Consider the following 17,477-nt stretch of genomic DNA (forward strand, 5'->3'; position numbering starts at 1 on the left):
AGGGTGAGGGGCTTTCAGACTCAGCACTCAGCTCAACTTGAACCCACCCATCTGCCTTGCCAGATCATCCGCCAACCGCTGCAACATCTGACAATCCTCGCGACACGCCCTCACCTCTCCGGCCGTGGCCCGGGCCAGATCGGAAATTCCCTGCACGTTGCGGTTGATCTCTTCAGTCACCGCCGATTGCTCTTCGGTCGCCGTCGCAACCTGATGGTTCATGTCGCTGATGCGCTCGACCTGCCCAGTAATCGCGGTCAACGACGCGCCAGTACGCTGGCTCGACTCAACCCCGGTGCCGGTCGCCGCCTGCCCGGTGCGCATCGATGACACGGCATTCTCTGCGCCTTGTTTGAGGCTGCCGATCATTTGCTGGATTTCGTCGGTAGACGCCTGAGTCCTGCGCGCCAAGGTGCGCACTTCATCCGCCACCACGGCAAACCCGCGCCCCATATCTCCGGCGCGCGCCGCTTCAATCGCCGCGTTGAGCGCCAGCAAGTTGGTCTGCTCGGACACGCCGCGAATCACCGCCAGTACCGAATCGATCGACGCCACCTGATGCGCCAGCTCACCCACCGCGCCCGCCGCCACACCAATCTCATCGGACATGCTTTCGATATGACGGATCGAGCCACCGACCACTTCCCGCGCCTGCAGCGCTTCATCGCGAGCAGTTTGTGAAGCCAGCGCGGCGTTGCCGGCGTTCTGCGCGATTTCCTGCACGGTCAGGCCCATCTCATGCACCGCCGTGGCGACCATGTCGGTCATTTCCTGCTGGCGCCCGGAGCGTTCGGCGGTGTTTTCCACCACTTTCGCCACTTGGCCGACTGCTGTGCGCAGACGCTCGCTGGTGGTCAGCACTTCGCCGATCAGCCCGCGCTGGCTGTCGAGAAAGCGGTTGAAGCCGCGCGCGAGATCGCCCAGCTCATCGGCGCGGCTGGAATCTAACCGATGGGTCAAATCTCCACCGCCGCTACCGATCGCTACCAGCGCGGCTGTTACCTGACGAATCGGTCGCACCAGCCCTTGGGCCAGCCACACCACCAGCGCCAGGCACACCAGTGCCACCGCCAGACCGATGCCGCCGCTCATCCACATCGCCTTGCGGGCTTCGGCGTAGATCTGCGATTGCGGCACTTCGGCCACCAGCGTCCAGCCCAGATCGCGCAGCGGCAGGCTGAAGGCGAGGAAGTCTTCGCCATCGCGCTGGAAGGAACTGTTGGTGGCAACTTTTTGACCCATGACCGCTTGCGCCGCCGACGCACCGATCTGCTCCGTGAGGGTGCGCTTGCCACTGAACTGCGCTTCGGGATGAACCTGGATCAAACCGTCGGAACGCACGAGATAGACCTTGCCGCGCTCGCCAAAGCTGAAGTTGTGGATCAACTCCGACAGCTCTTTCATGCTTAGGCCGAGTCCCGCGACGCCGACAACTTTGCCGGCCTGCTCGACCTTCAAGTCGATGAACAGTGCCAATTCTCCGGTGGCGCCATCGTTGTCGATGTTCAGGGTGCGCGGCTGATGGCTGTCGAGGAAGGAATAAAACCAGGCATCGGCCGGTTTGGTCCGACTGAGGGTGCGATCCAGGCCCTTTTCGGTGATGTAGTGATTGGAGTCGGTGCCGATGATCAACGCGGTGAAAGCTTTATGTTCGGCGCGGATGCCTTCCAGATACTGCGCGAAGGCCGCCGTTTTGCTGCTGTCTTCACCCGAGGCCAGCCAATCGCGCACCATGCTGTTGCTGGCGATGTCTTTGGCGGCGGTCAGCGGCTGGACGAGGATGCGTTCGATGTCGTTGCGCGTCGCTTCGATGCTCGACGGCAGCGCTTGTTCGACCAGATAGCTCTGGGCGAGGCGGTTGACCACCAGGGTATAAATGCCAACCACGATCAGGATGCTGACCAGCAGGGCGGTGCCCATGCTGAGAATCAGCTGCCATTGAATACTGCGTCGCCACAACTGCATGGAGCACCCCCAAAGAATAAGTGGCCGAAACAATGCAACAGCCGTGCCGATTGTATACAACCTGATCGACAATTTATTCTTTGGTTGTGCGCAACCCCATCAGCCCTGATTGATGGTCTTGGCGATGGTGTCGACCGTGGCGCTGACTTGCTCTTGGTAACGGTCGAGTTCTGCCTGATGCTGCTTCTTCATTTCGATCTGCTGCGAGCACAGGTTCATCGCTGCCAGCACCAGCAAGCGGTCACCGATCAGCGTCGGGTATTTGCGTTTGGTGTCGGCCAGGGCGGCCTTGAGCATCAGTGCGGCGTCCAGCAGGGTCTGTTCTTCCCCGGCCGGTGCCTTGATCGAATAGTCCTCCCCGAGAATGGAGATGACTTTTACCCCTGCGGTGCCGTGGTTCATGCGCTGACAGGGCCTGCGTTGACGCGATCAACCAGAGCCTGGATGCGCGCTGCGGTGGCGCCGTGCTTCTCTTCCTGTTCCATCAGGCTCAGTTGCAGGCTTTCGTTTTCATCCTTGGCCTGGGCCAGTTCCGTGGACAGGGTCTGGTTGGTTTGCGTGAGGGTCTGGTTCTGTTGCACCAGGTCGCTGACGAGCTGTTCCAATTGGCTGAGGGATGCTTCCAACATTTTGATCTTCCAGGCGTTTTTCAAAGGGCGCGTACGATAAAGAAAAGTCACTGCGGATGCCAGGGTTATACCGGCGCAAGGCCTTGATTTTCCTGGCGGCCGACCGTTCTCGCGAGTTTAAAAGACTGTGATCTGCCGATCTGGTTCCTGCACTTCGTCGCTCAGGCCCATATGCGACAAATACGCACAGTGCCTCAAGACTTTAGTCGTATGACCGATAAGTCATCCATACAGCAGTCTCAGCCCGCATGGATGCGGCCCTTTTTGGTATCCGCACCATGTCCCTTCGCAATATGAATATCGCCCCCCGGGCGTTCACCGGCTTCGCCCTGATCGGCGGCCTGATGCTGATTCTAGGCGTGTTCGCCCTGAACCAGATGAGCAAAATCCGCGGCGCTGCCGAGGACATCACCAACAGCAGCGTGCCGAGCATCAAGAACCTCGACGAGTTCACCCAACTGACCTTGCGCCTGCGGGTGCTGTCCTACCGCTTGCTGGTCAATCGCGAGCCGGACGTACAGCAGAAGACCATGGAACTGCTGGACACCCGCAACCAGCAGATCCGCGCTGCCCAATCGGCCTATGAGCCGTTGATCAGCGGCCCGCAGGAACGCGCGGCCTACGATCAATATGTGCAGTTGCTCGGCCAGTACCGTCAGATCGAAGACCGGATGAAGAGCCTGTCGCGCAACAATCAGGTGGACGAGTTGCGCAACCTGCTCAACACCGAGTTGCTGAACAACTCCGAAGCGATGAACACCGTGCTCAACCGCCTGATGCAGATCAACGGCGAGCAGATCAGCCAGACCAATCAAGAGGCGGTCGACCAGTATTCCTCGGCGTTCAATCTGGTGGTCACCCTGCTGGTCGTGGCGACCGGCCTGACCTTCCTGTTCGCCTGGCTGCTGACCATCAGCATCACCAAGCCGATTTCCAAAGCGCTGGACGCGGCGGAAACCATCGCCGAAGGTAACTTGACCCAACCGATCCACGTCGACGGCACCGACGAAGCCGGGCGTCTGCTGGCTGCCATGGCCAAGATGCAATCGAGGTTGCGCGACACCTTGCAGCGCATTTCCGGCTCGGCCACCCAACTGGCTTCCGCCGCTGAAGAACTGAACAGCGTCACCGACGAAAGCGCCCGCGGCCTGACCCAGCAGAACAACGAAATCGAACAGGCCGCCACCGCGGTCAACGAGATGACCAGCGCCGTGGAAGAAGTCGCGCGCAATGCGGTGAGCACTTCGGAAGCCTCGAAGAACGCCACCACTTCGGCCGGCGACGGCCGTGACCTGGTACAGGAAACCGTCAGCGCCATCGAACGCATGAGCGCCGACGTACAGAGCACCGCGACCCTGATCGGCGATCTGGCGAATGAATCCCGTGACATCGGCAAGGTGCTGGACGTGATTCGTGGCCTGGCGGATCAGACCAACCTGTTGGCCCTGAACGCGGCGATTGAAGCGGCCCGTGCCGGTGAAGCCGGTCGCGGTTTTGCTGTGGTGGCGGACGAGGTTCGTGCCTTGGCCCATCGCACCCAGCAGTCGACCAGCGAAATCGAACGCATGATCGGCAGCATCCAGAGCGGCACCGAACACGCCGTGGATTCGATGCGCAACAGCACCGAGCGCGCCGAATCGACGCTGAACATCGCGCGGGGTGCCGGGATGTCGCTGGACACCATCAATACCGCGATCGTCGAGATCAACGAGCGCAATCTGGTGATCGCCAGCGCCGCTGAAGAACAGGCACAAGTGGCCCGCGAAGTGGATCGCAACCTGGTGAACATCCGCGACCTGTCGGTGCAATCGGCTACCGGCGCGAATCAGACCAGTGCGGCGAGCAACGAGCTGTCGCGCCTGGCGCTGGATCTGAACAACATGGTTGGGCGGTTCAGCCTATAAATTTTCAGATCAAGGTCAAAAGCCCCTCACCCCAGCCCTCTCCCAGAGGGAGAGGGGGAAAGGGAGCACATTGGGAGCTTTGCAGATTTTGAGTTCGGCTCGATATTGCAGGTCGGTGTAACTTGAACAAACCCCGCGGTCGGTCCCCTCTCCCTCCGGGAGAGGGCTAGGGTGAGGGTAGCGATCCCCAGCCGAACCCATACCTCAAATCCCATAGCGTAAAAAGCTTTTTGACAGCATCACATTTCAACAGGTTAGAATCGCTGGCACGCAGACTGCATGGTCAGTTTGTGCCCGTCTTTACGCTTCTGGAGTACTGCCTTTGAATGCGACGACCATCAACAGCCTGTTCTTGATCGGCGCGTTGCTGGTAGGTGCGAGCATTCTTGTCAGCTCACTTTCCTCCCGTCTCGGCATCCCGATTCTGGTCATTATTCTTGCGGTCGGCATGGCCGCCGGGGTCGATGGCGGCGGGATCATTTTCGATAACTACCCGACGGCCTATCTGGTCGGCAACCTCGCACTGGCGGTGATCCTCCTCGACGGCGGCTTGCGCACGCGGGTCTCGAGTTTCCGCGTGGCCCTGTGGCCGGCGCTGTCGCTGGCGACGGTCGGGGTGTTGATCACCACCGGGCTGACCGGTATGGCCGCGGCATGGCTGTTCGACCTGAACCTGATCCAGGGCCTGCTGATCGGCGCCATCGTCGGCTCCACGGACGCCGCCGCAGTGTTCTCGCTGCTCGGCGGCAAGGGCCTCAACGAACGGGTGACCGCCAGCCTGGAAATCGAATCCGGCAGCAACGACCCGATGGCGGTGTTTCTCACCGTGACCCTGATCGACATGCTCGCCAGCGGCCAGACCGGCCTGCACTGGAGCCTGTTGACCCACCTGATCCGCGAATTCGGTATCGGTGGCGTGATCGGTCTGGGCGGTGGCTGGCTGATGCTGCAACTGGTCAACCGGATCAACCTCGCTACCGGCCTGTACCCGATTCTGGTGATCGCCGGCGGCCTGGTGGTGTTCGCCCTGACCAACGCCCTGCACGGCAGCGGCTTCCTCGCGGTGTACCTGTGCGGTCTGGTGATCGGCAACCGCCCGGTGCGCAGCCGTCACGGCATTCTGCACATGCTCGACGGCATGGCGTGGCTGGCGCAGATCGGCATGTTCCTGGTGCTGGGGCTGCTGGTCACTCCGCATGACTTGCTGCCGATCGCCTTGCCGGCGCTGGGTCTGGCGCTATGGATGATTCTGTTCGCCCGGCCGCTGTCGGTACTGGTCGGCCTGCTGCCGTTCAAGGCGTTCCACGGCCGCGAGAAAGCGTTTATTTCCTGGGTCGGGTTGCGCGGCGCGGTACCGATCATTCTCGCGGTGTTCCCGCTGATGGCCGGGTTGCCGAATGCGCAGCTGTACTTCAACCTCGCGTTCTTCATTGTGCTGGTGTCGCTGCTGGTGCAGGGCACGAGCCTGCCGTGGGTGGCCAAACTGTTGAAGGTGACGGTCCCGCCGGAGCCGGCGCCGATTTCCCGTTCGGCACTGGAAGTGCACATCACCAGCGAGTGGGAGCTGTTCGTTTACAAGCTCGGCGCCGAGAAATGGTGCATCGGTTCGCCCCTGCGCGAGCTGAAAATGCCCGAAGGCACACGTATCGCCGCCCTGTTTCGTGGCCAGCAACTGCTCCATCCGTCGGGTAGTACGGTGCTGGAAGTCGATGATTTGCTGTGTGTTATCGGCCATGAACACAACTTGCCAGCGCTCGGAAAACTGTTCAGCCAGGCGCCGCAACGCGGCCTCGATCTGCGCTTCTTCGGCGACTTCGTGCTCGAAGGAGACGCCCAGCTTAAAGCGGTTGCCGCGCTGTATGGCCTACCGGCCGAAGGCATCGATCCGGACATGACCCTGGGTGCGTTCATTGCCCATAAGGTCGGGGGTGCACCGATCGTTGGCGACCAGGTGGAGTGGAACAACACTCACTGGACGGTCGCGGTCATGGACGGGAACAAGATCGGCAAAGTGGGCGTCAGATTCCCCGAAGGAAGTCGCCCGGGCCCCGGTCTCTTCCTCTAAACTGCGTCCACTCTCACTTGCTTGACCGGTCTCTATGCCTACCCTGCGCTCTTTCTTTTTCGCGGCCCTGCTGGGCCTGAGTCTTTCCGTCGGCCCGCTCTACGCCGCCGAACCGCCGTCCAGCGAAGCCGTGCAGGCCAGCCTCGACAAACTGGCCGACAGCAAACTGCCGGATGCCGACAAAAAGAGCCTGCAGACGGTCCTGCAAACTACGCTCAATCAACTCAACAGCCGGCGTGATTACGACCAGAAGCTGATCGACCTCAAGCAGCAACTGGCCTCCGCCCCTCGGCAGACCATCGAGAACACTCGCGAACTGACGCGCCTCAAGGCCACGCCAGTGGTGCCGGTGGCGCAGCGCTTCACCAAAGAGTCGATCCAGCAGCTGGAGCAGATCCTCACCGATCGCTCGACCCAGCAAAGCGACCTGCAAAAGGCCCTGGCCGATGCCAACAGCCTGATCATCACTGCCCAGACCCGTCCCGAGCGTGCGCAGGCGGAAATCTCTGCCAGCCAGACGCGCATCCAGCAGATCAACAACATCCTCAAGTCCGGCAAGGATGCGGGCAAGACCGTCAGCGCCGAGCAGCGCGACCAGTTGAACGCCGAGCTCGCCGCGTTGAACTCACTGATTCCGCTGCGCCGCCAGGAACTGGCGGGCAACAGCCAGCTGCAGGATCTGGGCAACAGTCAGCACGACCTGCTCTCGGAGAAATCCGACCGTCTCGATCGCGAGATCCAGGAACTGCAGACTCTGATCAACCAGAAGCGTCTGGCGCAATCTCAGGAAACTGTCACTCAGCAGTCGATCGAGGCGCAGAAGGCCGGCGGCAGCAGCCTGCTCGCCACCGAAAGTGCAGCCAACCTCAAGCTCTCCGACTACCTGCTCAAAAGCACTGACCGCCTCAACGAAGTCACCCAGCAGAACCTGCAGACCAAACAGCAACTCGACAGCCTGACCCAGAGCGATTCGGCCCTCGACGAGCAGATCAACGTGCTCAAGGGCAGTCTGCTGCTGTCGAAGATTCTCTATAAGCAGAAACAGGCGCTGCCCCGGCTCAAGGTCGACCGCGATCTGGCGGACCAGATCGCCGACATTCGCCTGTATCAGTTCGAAGTCAGCCAGCAGCGCGAACTCCTGAGCAATCCGGCGACCTACGTCGACAACCTGCTTTCCACCCAGCCGCCGGAACAAGTCACCCCGCAGTTGCGCAAGAGCCTGATGGAACTGGCCAACACCCGCGCCGACCTGCTGGAGCGCCTGAACCGCGAACTGAGCGCGGTGCTCAACGAATCGATCACCCTGCAACTCAACCAGAAACAACTGCTGAGCACCGCGCAAAGCCTGCGTGCGACTCTCGACGAGCAGATGTTCTGGATCCCCAGCAACAAGCCGCTGGACGCGGAATGGATTCGCGGCGTGCCAGAGCGGCTCAAGCGCCAGATCGACACCTTGCCGCTGGCATCGAGCCTGAGCGAGCTGACCGACGGCCTGACCCAGCGCCCGTTGCTATTCCTGCCGCTGGCCTTGCTGATCGGCGCTCTACTGTGGCGGCGCAAGGCGCTGTACGCACGCCTGAACAAGGTTCACCAGGACATCGGGCACTTCAAGCGTGACAGCCAGTGGCATACGCCCCAGGCGATTCTGATCAACATTTTGCTGGCGATGCCGGTAGCGCTGGGCCTGGGCCTGTGCGGTCTGGCCTTGCAGATCGATGCCCGCGGGCAAAACGCCAACATGGGCGCGGCGTTGCTGCAAATGGGCCAGGCGTGGCTGGTGTTCTACACCGCTTACCGGATTCTCTCGCCGGGCGGTGTGGCGGAGTTGCACTTCCGCTGGGACAAACCGCAGGTCGAATTCCTTCAGGGCTGGATCCGTCGTCTCGGGCTGGTGGTGATGGCGCTGGTGACCGTGGTGGCGGTGGCCGAATTGCAACCGGCAGCGCTGGCTGACGACGTGCTCGGCATGCCGGTGGTATTGACCTGCTACGCCCTGATGGCATGGCTGCTCAGCCGTCTGCTGATCAGCAGTCCGGCCCACGAAAACACCTCATTGTTCCGCAGGGCCGTGGGCGTGATGTTCACCCTGCTGCCAATCGCCCTGTTCGTCGCGGTGTGCTTCGGCTACTACTACACCGCGCTGAAACTCAGCGACCGGTTGATCAACACCCTGTACCTGCTGATGTTCTGGCTGGTGATCGAGGCTACCTTCGTCCGTGGTCTGGCGGTCGCCGCACGCCGCCTGGCCTACCAGCGCGCCCTGGCCAAGCGCCAGGCCGCGAAAGAGGCCGGCGACGGCGAAGCGGTGATCGAAGAGCCGACCCTGGACATCGAAAAGGTCAACGAACAGTCGCTGCGCCTGATCCGTCTGGCACTGCTCGGCGGTTTCATCGCCGCGCTGTACTGGGTCTGGGCCGACCTGATCTCGGTGTTCTCGTACCTCGACAACATCACCCTCTACGAATACACCAGCGGCACTGGCGCGAACATGAGCATGGTGCCGATCAGCATCGGCGACATGCTCGGCGCGCTGATCATCATCGGCATCACCTTCGCCCTCGCCCGCAACCTGCCGGGTCTGCTCGAAGTGTTCGTGCTGTCGAAACTCAATCTGGCGCAGGGCAGCGCCTATGCGACCACGACGCTGCTGTCTTACGTGATCGCCGGTGTCGGTTTTGTCTCGACCCTGTCGACCCTCGGCGTCAGCTGGGACAAGTTGCAATGGCTGGTGGCGGCGCTGTCGGTCGGCCTCGGTTTCGGTATGCAGGAGATCTTCGCCAACTTCATCTCCGGCATCATGATCCTGTTCGAGCGTCCGGTGCGGATCGGCGACACCATCACCATCGGCAACCTGTCGGGCACGGTGAGCAAGATCCGCATCCGCGCCACGACCATCACCGACTTCGACCGCAAGGACATCATTGTCCCGAACAAGACGTTCATCACCGGGCAACTGATCAACTGGTCGCTGACCGACACCATCACCCGCGTCACCCTGAAACTCGGCGTGGACTACGGCTCCGACCTGGATCTGGTCAAGGAACTGTTGCTCAAGGCCGCCCGGGAAAACCCGCGCGTGCTCAAAGAGCCCGAGCCGCACGTGTACTTCCTCAACTTCGGCGAAAGCACCCTCGACCACGAATTGCGCATGCATGTGCGCGACCTCGGTGACCGCAACCCGGTGATCGACGAAGTGAACCGCTTCATCAACCGCGAGTTCAAGAAGCAGCACATCAACATCTCGTTCCGCCAGATGGAGGTGTACCTGAAGAACCTCCACGGTCAGGAATACAAGTTGGTGCCCATCGAGGACGAGAACAAAACCATCGTTCCGATCGACGCCGAGCAAAAGCCGCTGCAAGAGCCGCCGCCGGCCAAACTCGACTAACCGGTCTGATCCCAGCAGAATGCTCGGACATTCTGCTGGAGCCGGCCCTTGAAAGCCCTCGACGAACTGACCTTCGACAATCGCTTCGCCCGCCTCGGCGATTCGTTCTCCGCCCATGTGCTGCCCGAGCCGATCGACAACCCGCGCCTGGTCGTCGCCAGCCCTGCGGCCCTGGCCTTGCTCGATCTCGACCCGGCAACCGCTGAGACTCAGGAATTCGCTGAACTGTTCGGCGGCCACAAGTTATGGGCGGATGCCGAGCCACGGGCGATGGTCTATTCCGGGCATCAGTTCGGCGGCTACACGCCACAACTGGGCGATGGTCGCGGGTTGTTGCTCGGCGAGGTCTACAACAACGCCGGTGAACACTGGGACCTGCATCTGAAGGGCGCCGGGCAGACGCCGTTTTCGCGCATGGGCGATGGCCGCGCGGTGCTGCGTTCGTCGATTCGTGAGTTTCTCGCCTCCGAGGCGCTGCACGCGCTGAACATCCCGTCTTCACGTGCCGCCTGCGTGATTGGCTCCGACACTCCGGTGTGGCGCGAAAAGCAGGAACGCGCGGCGATGGTGCTGCGTCTGGCGCCAAGCCATGTGCGCTTCGGCCACTTCGAATACTTCTACTACACCAAGCGTCCCGAGCAGCAGAAGTTGCTCGGCGAACACGTATTGGCGATGCACTATCCCGAGTGCCTGGAGCAACCGGAACCGTATCTGGCGATGTTCCGCGAGATCGTCGAGCGCAATGCCGAACTGATCGCCAAGTGGCAGGCCTACGGCTTCTGTCACGGGGTGATGAACACCGACAACATGTCGATCCTCGGCATCACCTTCGACTTCGGCCCGTTCGCCTTCCTCGACGACTTTGACGCCAACTTCATCTGCAACCACTCGGATGATCAGGGCCGCTACTCGTTCAGCAACCAGGTGCCGATCGGCCAGTGGAACCTCAGCGCTCTAGCCCAGGCCCTGACGCCGTTCATCAGCGTCGAAGCCCTGCGCGAAACCCTCGGTTTGTACCTGCCGTTGTTCCAGGCGCACTACCTCGACCTGATGCGCCGCCGCCTCGGTTTCACCAGCGCCGAGGATGACGACCAGAAACTGCTCGAAGACCTGTTGCAACTGATGCAGAACAGCGGCGTCGATTACACGCTGTTCTTCCGCCATCTCGGCGAAGAGTCCGCAGAGCAGGCTGTCGCCCGCTTGCGCGATGACTTCGTCGACATCAAAGGCTTCGATGCCTGGGCCGAGCGTTACGTGGCGCGCGTTGCCCGCGATGGCGACAGCGATCAGCAGCAACGCCGGGCGCGGATGCACGCGGTCAATCCGCTGTACATCCTGCGCAACTACTTGGCGCAGAAGGCTATCGATGCCGCCGAGCAAGGCGACTACTCAGAAGTGCGCCGGCTGCATGCGGTGCTGAGCACGCCGTTCGACGAGCAGCCGGGGATGGAAGGTTATGCCGAGCGGCCGCCGGAGTGGGGCAAGCATCTGGAGATCAGTTGTTCGTCTTGAGGCTCCGGATTCAACCTTGATAAACGCCTCGTACGACTCCAGATCAGTCGTACGAGATATCAACTTAAACCGAGCCCGTCATGACCACTCCACTCCTCATCCCCTGCCCCGCCTGCAACGGCCTCAACCGCATCCCCGCCGAACGCCTCGCCGACCAGCCAAAATGCGGGCGCTGCAAATCCGCGGTGCTGCTGAGCAAGCCGTTCGAACTCAAGCAAGGCGATTACGCCAGCCAGATCAAAGGGGATCTGCCGTTGTTGGTGGATGTGTGGGCGGACTGGTGTGGGCCGTGCAAGTCCTTTGCGCCGGTATTCGAGCAGGCGGCCGCGCAGTTGGCGGGCAAGTGCCGCTTGGCCAAGCTCGACAGCGAGGCCAATCAGCAGTTGTCGGCGCAGTTGGGGATCCGTTCGATTCCGAGCCTGATTCTGTTCAAGAACGGGCGGGAGGTGGCGCGCCAGAGCGGGGCGTTTCCGTTGCCACAGTTGATGGCGTGGCTGCGTAGCCAGGGCATCTGACCCAACACAAATTCAATTGTAGGAGTGAGCCTGCTCGCGATGGCGTCTTTTCAGGCAACTCAGATGCTCGCAGACAGGACGCCATCGCGAGCAGGCTCACTCCTACAGGTGATCTGAGTAGCTCAGGGATCAATGGTCTTCGAGCAGGTTGTGCAGTTCGACAAATTGCTGCGTCAGTTTATGCCTCGGGTCGAGGTGGATCAGCGGGGTGCTGGCCTGGTGCGACTCGCGCATGCGCACCGAGCTGCTCAAGTACACCGGCAGCACCGGCAAACCTTCAGCGATCAACTCATCAAGCATCTGCTGCGGCAGGCTGGCCCGGGCCTGGAACTGGTTGACCACGATGCCTTCGACTTCCAGACCTTCGTTGTGGTCCTCCTTCAACTCTCCGATCTCCGCCAGCAGGCCGTACAGCGCCTGCCGCGAGAAGCTGTCGCAATCGAAGGGAATCAGCACACGATCGGCGGCAATCAATGCCGACACTGCATAAAAATTCAGCGCCGGCGGCGTGTCGAGGTAGATCCGGTCGTAATCTTCCGACAACTCGTCCAGCAACTTACGCAGCTTGTTGATCTTGTGTTTGGCCTCAAGCTTGGGCTGCAGGTCGGCCAGCTCAGCGGTAGCGGTGATGATGTGCAGGTTTTCGAACGGGGTTTCGTAGATGTCGGCCTGGTTTTTCTTCGAGAACGGCCCAGATGACAAGGTTTGCTTGAAGAAATCGGCAATGCCCATCGGTATGTCATCGCCGGTGAGCCCCGTCAGGTACTGAGTGGAGTTGGCCTGGGCATCGAGGTCGACCAACAGCGTGCGATAGCCCTCGCTGGCACTCACCGCTGCCAGATTGCAGGCAATGCTGGATTTGCCCACGCCACCTTTCTGATTGAACACCACGCGCCGCATGACAAAACCTCCGTGTATCAAAGAATGACCGAGTGTAGTTGCCTGTGCGTGCGCTTCGCTACCTTCAACGAAGCGGACTACAGAGTCAGGCGCAAAAATCAGCGGGCACGGCGGGTAAAAACCTCCCGAGTGCGCTGATATGCCCGACAGACAAATCCCGCACGATCCGGATAATGGCCAAATGACATTTTTTCCACGAACCACTCGGTACATTTCGTTGCGTAAAACGTAACCAACATTTGCTACACACTCGTCGCACCGGGATAATGCGCGCCACCCGGCGCCATGCGCCACCTCAGGTCAGCCGCGGCCCTGGCGACTCAAAGCGTCATAAAAGCCCGCAGGGGCGGGATGAACATCCGTGATCAACTTCAACATCGCCCAATGGCGCGCGTGGGCCCCGGGGCTCGACAGCGTGGACGCGTGGCAGGCCTGGAGCCGACAACCGGTCGTACTCCCGAGCAGCGATGCCGCGCCCGATGTGTCGTTTCTGCCAGCCATGCAGCGCCGACGCCTCAGCCGTCTGGCGCGGATGGCGTTCAGTGTCGGCTGGCCGCTGGCCGACGGACGGGAAAACCTGCCGCTGGTGTTTGTTTCACGACACGGCGAAACCCCGCGCACCTTCGAGATCCTCAGTGATCTGGCCAAGGACGAGCCGTTGTCGCCGACCCAGTTCAGCCTGTCGGTGCACAACGCGATCATTGGTCTGTGGTCGATCATGCGCGGTGAAAACAGCGAAATGACTGCACTGGCGGCCGCAGGCGATGGCCTGGAACACGGCATCATCGAAGCCTCCGCCCTGCTCGCTGAAGGCGCTCCCGCGGTGCTGCTGATCATCACCGAAGAACAGCCGCCCGAGGCCTATTCGCAGTGGGTCGACGACGTGCCGTTCCCTTATGCGCTGGGTCTGCTGCTCACCCCCGGTACCGACTGGCGGCTGACCCTGAACAGCGGCCAGGAAACAGTGTCCAAAGCGCACTGGCCCCACGCGCTGAATCTGTTGCGCGCCCTGCTCGGTCAGCAAACCCATTGCCAACATGCCTGGAAAAATCGTGTATGGACCTGGCAACGCAACCCGTGACCGAGAAGAACCGCGACGCCTATTACTGGCGCTTGCTGGCCACCGCCGCCAGTTTCACCCTGTTCGGGCTCGGCGGGCTGTGCCTACGCTTGCTGGTATTTCCGCTGCTCGGCTGTTTGCCGGGTGACGCGCTCAGGCATCGTCAGCGCGCACGGCAAACCGTCAGTCGGCTGTTCTGGTTTTTCGTGCGGTTCATGGCCCGCACCGGTGTGCTGACTTATGACATTCAAGGGGCCGAACGCCTCGGGCGTCCAGGGCAGATGATCATCGCCAACCACCCGTCGCTGATCGACGTGGTGTTCCTGATCGGCCTGGTGCGCCAGGCCAATTGCGTGGTGAAGAAAAGCCTGTGGGAAAACCCCTTCACCCGCGGCCCGCTGCGCAGTACCGAATACATCAGCAACGACGGCAGCATGGACATGCTCGACGCTGCCGCCGAGTCCCTGCAAAACGGCCAGACCCTGATCATTTTCCCCGAGGGCACGCGCACTCAACCTGGTCAGGCGCCAGCCTTTCATCGGGGGGCTGCAGCGATTGCCCTGCGCGGTGCGAAAATCCTTACGCCAGTGGTCATCAAGGTCAATCCGACCACCCTGACCAAGGCCGAACCCTGGTATCGCATCCCCCACCGCCGCGTGCACTTCAGTTTTCGTGTCGGGGCCGATATAGATCCACAGACTTTCGCCACGCAAGGCCCGGCACCGCAGGCCTCGCGCAAGCTCAATGATTATTTGCACTCTTACTACATTAAGGAGCTCGCCGAAGATGAGCGATCTGCACCGTGAAATAAAACTGCTGATCATCGACGCCCTGGGCCTCGAAGACATCAGCGTCGACGACATCGGCGACGAGCAGACGCTGTTCGGCGAAGGCCTGGGCCTGGATTCGGTCGACGCACTGGAACTGGGTCTGGCGATCCAGAAAAAGTACGGTATCAAGATCGACGCCGACGCCAAAGACACCCGTAACCACTTCACCAATGTGGCGAGCCTTGCGGCGTTCGTCACGGCAAAACAGGCAGCTTGAGACCGGACCATGCAAACTCGTGACGACATTTTCAACACCCTGCGCGATGCCTTGGTCGAGCTGTTCGAACTGGATCCGGCGCGGATCAGCCTGGAGTCCAACCTGTATCAGGATCTGGAGATCGACAGCATCGACGCGGTCGACCTGATCGATCACATCAAACGCCAGACCGGCAAGAAAATCGCCGCCGAAGAATTCAAATCGGTGCGCACCGTCGGTGACGTGGTCGAGGCGGTCTACCGTCTGGTTCAACCGGCCGCATGAGCCGATTGATCGGCCTCGGCCTGCTGCTGGCGGGGCTGCTGTACCCCTTTGCGGTGTATTTCGGCATGGAGCACTTTGCCCCGTGGCAGTTCGGACTGCTGCTGGGCGGGCTGTGGCTGGCGCGCGCGCTGACCGGCGAACGCAAGCCCGGCAGCCGCTGGATGGCCTGCGTGGCGATCGGGTTCTGCCTGCTGCTGGCGCTGTTCGACAGTCCGCTGTTGCTGCGCTGGTATCCGGTGCTGATCAGCGGCTTCATGCTGGTGCTGTTCAGCCTGAGCCTGAAATACGGGCCGCCGATGGTCGAGCGCCTGGCGCGACTGCGCGAGCCGCACCTGCCGCCCGAGGCGATCCGCTACACCCGCCAGGTCACCGTGGCCTGGAGCGTGTTTTTCTTCTGCAACGGTTTGTGCGCCGCGCTCCTGACCCTGTGGGCGCCGCTGCATTGGTGGATGTTGTACACCGGCCTGATCTCCTACGGATTGATCGGCCTGATGTTTGCCATTGAATGGCTGATACGACAACGGGTAAGAGGCCGTAAATGAACTGGATAAAACTTGAGCAACTGTTGCTCAAGGCCCTGCCGGAGCGCGCGATCAGCGCCGCCCCGGCGCTCGACCACACGCAACTGCGCGAGCAGGCGCTGAGCGTTGCCGCCGGCCTGCAGGCACGCGGCGTGCAGCGCATGGCGGTGCATCTCGAAGATGCCGCCGACCTCGCCATCGCCCTGCTCGGCGCCTGGCGCGCGGGCGTCGCCGTCCTGCTGCCCTCCGACCTGCAAGCGCAGACCCGCCAGCGCTGGTCGAGTGAGGTCGATCTGTGGTTGAGCGATCACCCCGATGATGCTCACTTGAGCGATCTGCTGCAGCCGGCCCTGCCCGGTGCTGAACTCGACCTCGAGCAGTGCCGCCTGAGCCTGTGCACCTCCGGCTCCAGCGGCGAGCCCAAGCGTATCGACAAGACTCTGCGCCAACTGGCCAACGAGGTCGAAGCACTGGAGCAACTGTGGGGCGCGGATCTGGGAGAAGCCTGGATCATCGGCAGCGTCGCCACCCAGCACATCTACGGTTTGTTGTTCCGGGTGCTGTGGCCGCTGTGCGCCGGACGGCCGTTCGTGCGCAGGCAACTGGCGTTCCCGGAAGACCTGCAGCGCGCCAGCCGCGAACACCCGGCCTTCGCCTGGGTCGGCAGCCCGGCACTGCTCAAACGCATGGGCGACAACCTCGACTGGCCGGCCCTGAGCGCCGTGCGCCGGGTGTTTTCCTCCGGCGGCGCTTTACCCGCAGACGCGGCACAGAGCCTGCAGCAACGCCTGCAACAGTGGCCGACCGAAATCCTCGGCAGCTCGGAAACCGGCGGTATCGCCTGGCGTCAGGGCGCCAGTCTGTGGCAGCCCTTCGCCGGGGTTGAGCTAAGCCAGGACAGCGACGGCGCCCTGCTGATCGCCTCGCCCTACCTGCCGGCCGGGCATGTCGAGCACACCGCCGACGCCGCGCGTATCGCTGCCGACGGGCGTTTCGAACTGCTCGGGCGGCTGGACCGTATCGTCAAACTCGAAGAGAAGCGCATCTCCCTGCCGATGCTCGAACAGGCACTGGTCGCCCACGAGTGGGTCGCCGAAGCACGGCTGGGCGTGGTTCAGGAAAACCGCGCGGTACTTGGCGCCTTGCTGGTGCTCAGCGACGCCGGCCTGTTTGCCTTGCGCGAACACGGTCGTCGCAGCCTGACCGAAGCCCTGCGCAAACACCTGAGCCAGCATTGCGAGGCGCTGGCCTTGCCCCGGCGCTGGCGTCTGGTGCGGCAACTGCCGCTGAACAGCCAGGGCAAGCTGCCGCAGGCCGACATCGAAGCCCTGCTGCTGGCGCCACGGCCGAAAACTCCGGAAGTGCTGGAGCAGGTCGAAACCGACGGCGAGTGGAGCCTGCAATTGAGTGTTCCGCCGGACCTGGCCTACTTCAGCGGCCACTTCCCCAAGGCCCCGGTGCTGCCCGGTGTGGTACAGGTCGAATGGGCGCTGAACCTTGGCCGACAACTGCTGAACCTGGCCGGCAAATTTGCCGGCATGGAAGTGCTGAAATTCCAGCAACTGGTGCGCCCTGGCGATGAAATCCAGCTGCACCTGCGTTTCGATCCCGAGCGCGGCAAACTGTATTTCGCCTACCGCAACGACACCGCGACCTGCTCCAGCGGACGAATCCTGCTAGGAGCCGCCGATGCATAACCTGTGGCGA

At 61.9% G+C, this 17,477-nt stretch carries 14 protein-coding genes and 2 pseudogenes; 12 read left to right on the forward strand and 4 right to left on the reverse strand.

The features are described 5' to 3' along the window. Positions 1 to 27: 27 nt before the first annotated feature. From J1G18_RS04785 to J1G18_RS04795, 3 genes are all read right to left on the reverse strand, one after another. Positions 28 to 1,965: a methyl-accepting chemotaxis protein gene (locus J1G18_RS04785; RefSeq protein ID WP_210556754.1), complete on the reverse strand. Its 1,938-nt coding sequence runs from the start codon at positions 1,963 to 1,965 to the stop codon at positions 28 to 30. Positions 1,966 to 2,064: 99 nt separating this feature from the next. Beyond that, a complete protein-coding gene (locus J1G18_RS04790; protein ID WP_027611351.1) occupies positions 2,065 to 2,367 on the reverse strand; it encodes a cell division protein ZapA in 303 nt (100 codons plus the stop codon). Beyond that, on the reverse strand, positions 2,364 to 2,594 hold the full coding sequence (locus J1G18_RS04795; RefSeq protein ID WP_003220969.1) for a hypothetical protein: 231 nt from the start codon (positions 2,592 to 2,594) through the stop codon (positions 2,364 to 2,366). Before J1G18_RS04795 ends, J1G18_RS04790 begins: the two co-directional genes overlap by 4 nt. A 344-nt stretch (positions 2,595 to 2,938) precedes the next feature. Between J1G18_RS04795 and J1G18_RS28325 the strand changes: the two are divergent. The 6 genes and pseudogenes from J1G18_RS28325 to trxC form a co-directional block, all read left to right on the forward strand. Further along, a pseudogene (locus J1G18_RS28325) lies at positions 2,939 to 3,595 on the forward strand (MCP four helix bundle domain-containing protein); the annotation flags it as partial. Positions 3,596 to 3,898: 303 nt separating this feature from the next. After that, positions 3,899 to 4,498: pseudogene (locus J1G18_RS28330) on the forward strand (methyl-accepting chemotaxis protein); the annotation flags it as partial. A gap of 322 nt (positions 4,499 to 4,820) precedes the next feature. After that, positions 4,821 to 6,563 (forward strand): potassium/proton antiporter, encoded by a 1,743-nt coding sequence (locus J1G18_RS04805; protein WP_096794715.1) that lies wholly within the window; start codon positions 4,821 to 4,823, stop codon positions 6,561 to 6,563. A 34-nt stretch (positions 6,564 to 6,597) separates the two neighbouring features. After that, positions 6,598 to 9,951, forward strand: coding sequence for a mechanosensitive channel MscK (gene mscK / locus J1G18_RS04810; protein ID WP_134785264.1), 3,354 nt, complete (start codon positions 6,598 to 6,600; stop codon positions 9,949 to 9,951). A gap of 48 nt (positions 9,952 to 9,999) precedes the next feature. After that, entirely contained in the window at positions 10,000 to 11,463 is a 1,464-nt protein-coding gene (gene selO, locus J1G18_RS04815) for a protein adenylyltransferase SelO (protein ID WP_223007165.1), read from the forward strand. 80 nt (positions 11,464 to 11,543) lie between these two features. Continuing rightward, positions 11,544 to 11,978, forward strand: coding sequence for a thioredoxin TrxC (trxC, locus tag J1G18_RS04820; RefSeq protein WP_007967298.1), 435 nt, complete (start codon positions 11,544 to 11,546; stop codon positions 11,976 to 11,978). Positions 11,979 to 12,107: 129 nt separating this feature from the next. Here the strand turns inward: trxC and J1G18_RS04825 are convergent, their stop codons facing one another. Next, positions 12,108 to 12,878: a ParA family protein gene (locus J1G18_RS04825; RefSeq protein WP_223007166.1), complete on the reverse strand. Its 771-nt coding sequence runs from the start codon at positions 12,876 to 12,878 to the stop codon at positions 12,108 to 12,110. 361 nt (positions 12,879 to 13,239) lie between these two features. On the opposite strand from J1G18_RS04825, the gene J1G18_RS04830 reads away from it, so the two are divergent. The 6 genes from J1G18_RS04830 to J1G18_RS04855 are packed head-to-tail and all read left to right on the forward strand — an operon-like array spanning position 13,240 to position 17,467. Further along, on the forward strand, positions 13,240 to 13,959 hold the full coding sequence (locus J1G18_RS04830; protein WP_223007167.1) for a beta-ketoacyl synthase chain length factor: 720 nt from the start codon (positions 13,240 to 13,242) through the stop codon (positions 13,957 to 13,959). Further along, positions 13,935 to 14,744 (forward strand): lysophospholipid acyltransferase family protein, encoded by an 810-nt coding sequence (locus tag J1G18_RS04835; protein WP_027611343.1) that lies wholly within the window; start codon positions 13,935 to 13,937, stop codon positions 14,742 to 14,744. The genes J1G18_RS04830 and J1G18_RS04835 overlap by 25 nt, the downstream gene beginning before the upstream one ends. Next, positions 14,725 to 14,985, forward strand: coding sequence for a phosphopantetheine-binding protein (locus J1G18_RS04840; protein ID WP_007967290.1), 261 nt, complete (start codon positions 14,725 to 14,727; stop codon positions 14,983 to 14,985). Before J1G18_RS04835 ends, J1G18_RS04840 begins: the two co-directional genes overlap by 20 nt. Before the next feature lie 9 nt (positions 14,986 to 14,994). Then, on the forward strand, positions 14,995 to 15,249 hold the full coding sequence (locus J1G18_RS04845) for an acyl carrier protein (protein ID WP_003220947.1): 255 nt from the start codon (positions 14,995 to 14,997) through the stop codon (positions 15,247 to 15,249). Beyond that, the gene (locus J1G18_RS04850) at positions 15,246 to 15,791 is read left to right on the forward strand and encodes a hypothetical protein (protein WP_098966858.1); all 546 of its coding nucleotides are present in this window, start codon (positions 15,246 to 15,248) and stop codon (positions 15,789 to 15,791) included. The genes J1G18_RS04845 and J1G18_RS04850 overlap by 4 nt, the downstream gene beginning before the upstream one ends. Continuing rightward, positions 15,788 to 17,467 carry an acyl-CoA synthetase family protein gene (locus tag J1G18_RS04855; RefSeq protein WP_135294799.1) on the forward strand — a complete coding sequence of 560 codons (1,680 nt, stop codon included), beginning with the start codon at positions 15,788 to 15,790 and terminating at the stop codon, positions 17,465 to 17,467. The genes J1G18_RS04850 and J1G18_RS04855 overlap by 4 nt, the downstream gene beginning before the upstream one ends. Positions 17,468 to 17,477 lie beyond the last annotated feature (10 nt).

The organism is Pseudomonas sp. MIS38 (assembly GCF_019891575.1).
Classification (GTDB): domain Bacteria; phylum Pseudomonadota; class Gammaproteobacteria; order Pseudomonadales; family Pseudomonadaceae; genus Aquipseudomonas; species Aquipseudomonas putida_A.

Coding starts and splice junctions, on each gene's coding strand:
- J1G18_RS04845 (WP_003220947.1), top strand. CDS start 14,995: ATGCAAACTCGTGACGACATTTTCAACACCCTGCGCGATGCCTTGGTC.
- J1G18_RS04850 (WP_098966858.1), top strand. CDS start 15,246: ATGAGCCGATTGATCGGCCTCGGCCTGCTGCTGGCGGGGCTGCTGTAC.
- J1G18_RS04840 (WP_007967290.1), top strand. CDS start 14,725: ATGAGCGATCTGCACCGTGAAATAAAACTGCTGATCATCGACGCCCTG.
- J1G18_RS04855 (WP_135294799.1), top strand. CDS start 15,788: ATGAACTGGATAAAACTTGAGCAACTGTTGCTCAAGGCCCTGCCGGAG.
- J1G18_RS04785 (WP_210556754.1), bottom strand. CDS start 1,965: ATGCAGTTGTGGCGACGCAGTATTCAATGGCAGCTGATTCTCAGCATG.
- J1G18_RS04835 (WP_027611343.1), top strand. CDS start 13,935: ATGGACCTGGCAACGCAACCCGTGACCGAGAAGAACCGCGACGCCTAT.
- J1G18_RS04790 (WP_027611351.1), bottom strand. CDS start 2,367: ATGAACCACGGCACCGCAGGGGTAAAAGTCATCTCCATTCTCGGGGAG.
- J1G18_RS04825 (WP_223007166.1), bottom strand. CDS start 12,878: ATGCGGCGCGTGGTGTTCAATCAGAAAGGTGGCGTGGGCAAATCCAGC.
- mscK (WP_134785264.1), top strand. CDS start 6,598: ATGCCTACCCTGCGCTCTTTCTTTTTCGCGGCCCTGCTGGGCCTGAGT.
- trxC (WP_007967298.1), top strand. CDS start 11,544: ATGACCACTCCACTCCTCATCCCCTGCCCCGCCTGCAACGGCCTCAAC.
- J1G18_RS04795 (WP_003220969.1), bottom strand. CDS start 2,594: ATGTTGGAAGCATCCCTCAGCCAATTGGAACAGCTCGTCAGCGACCTG.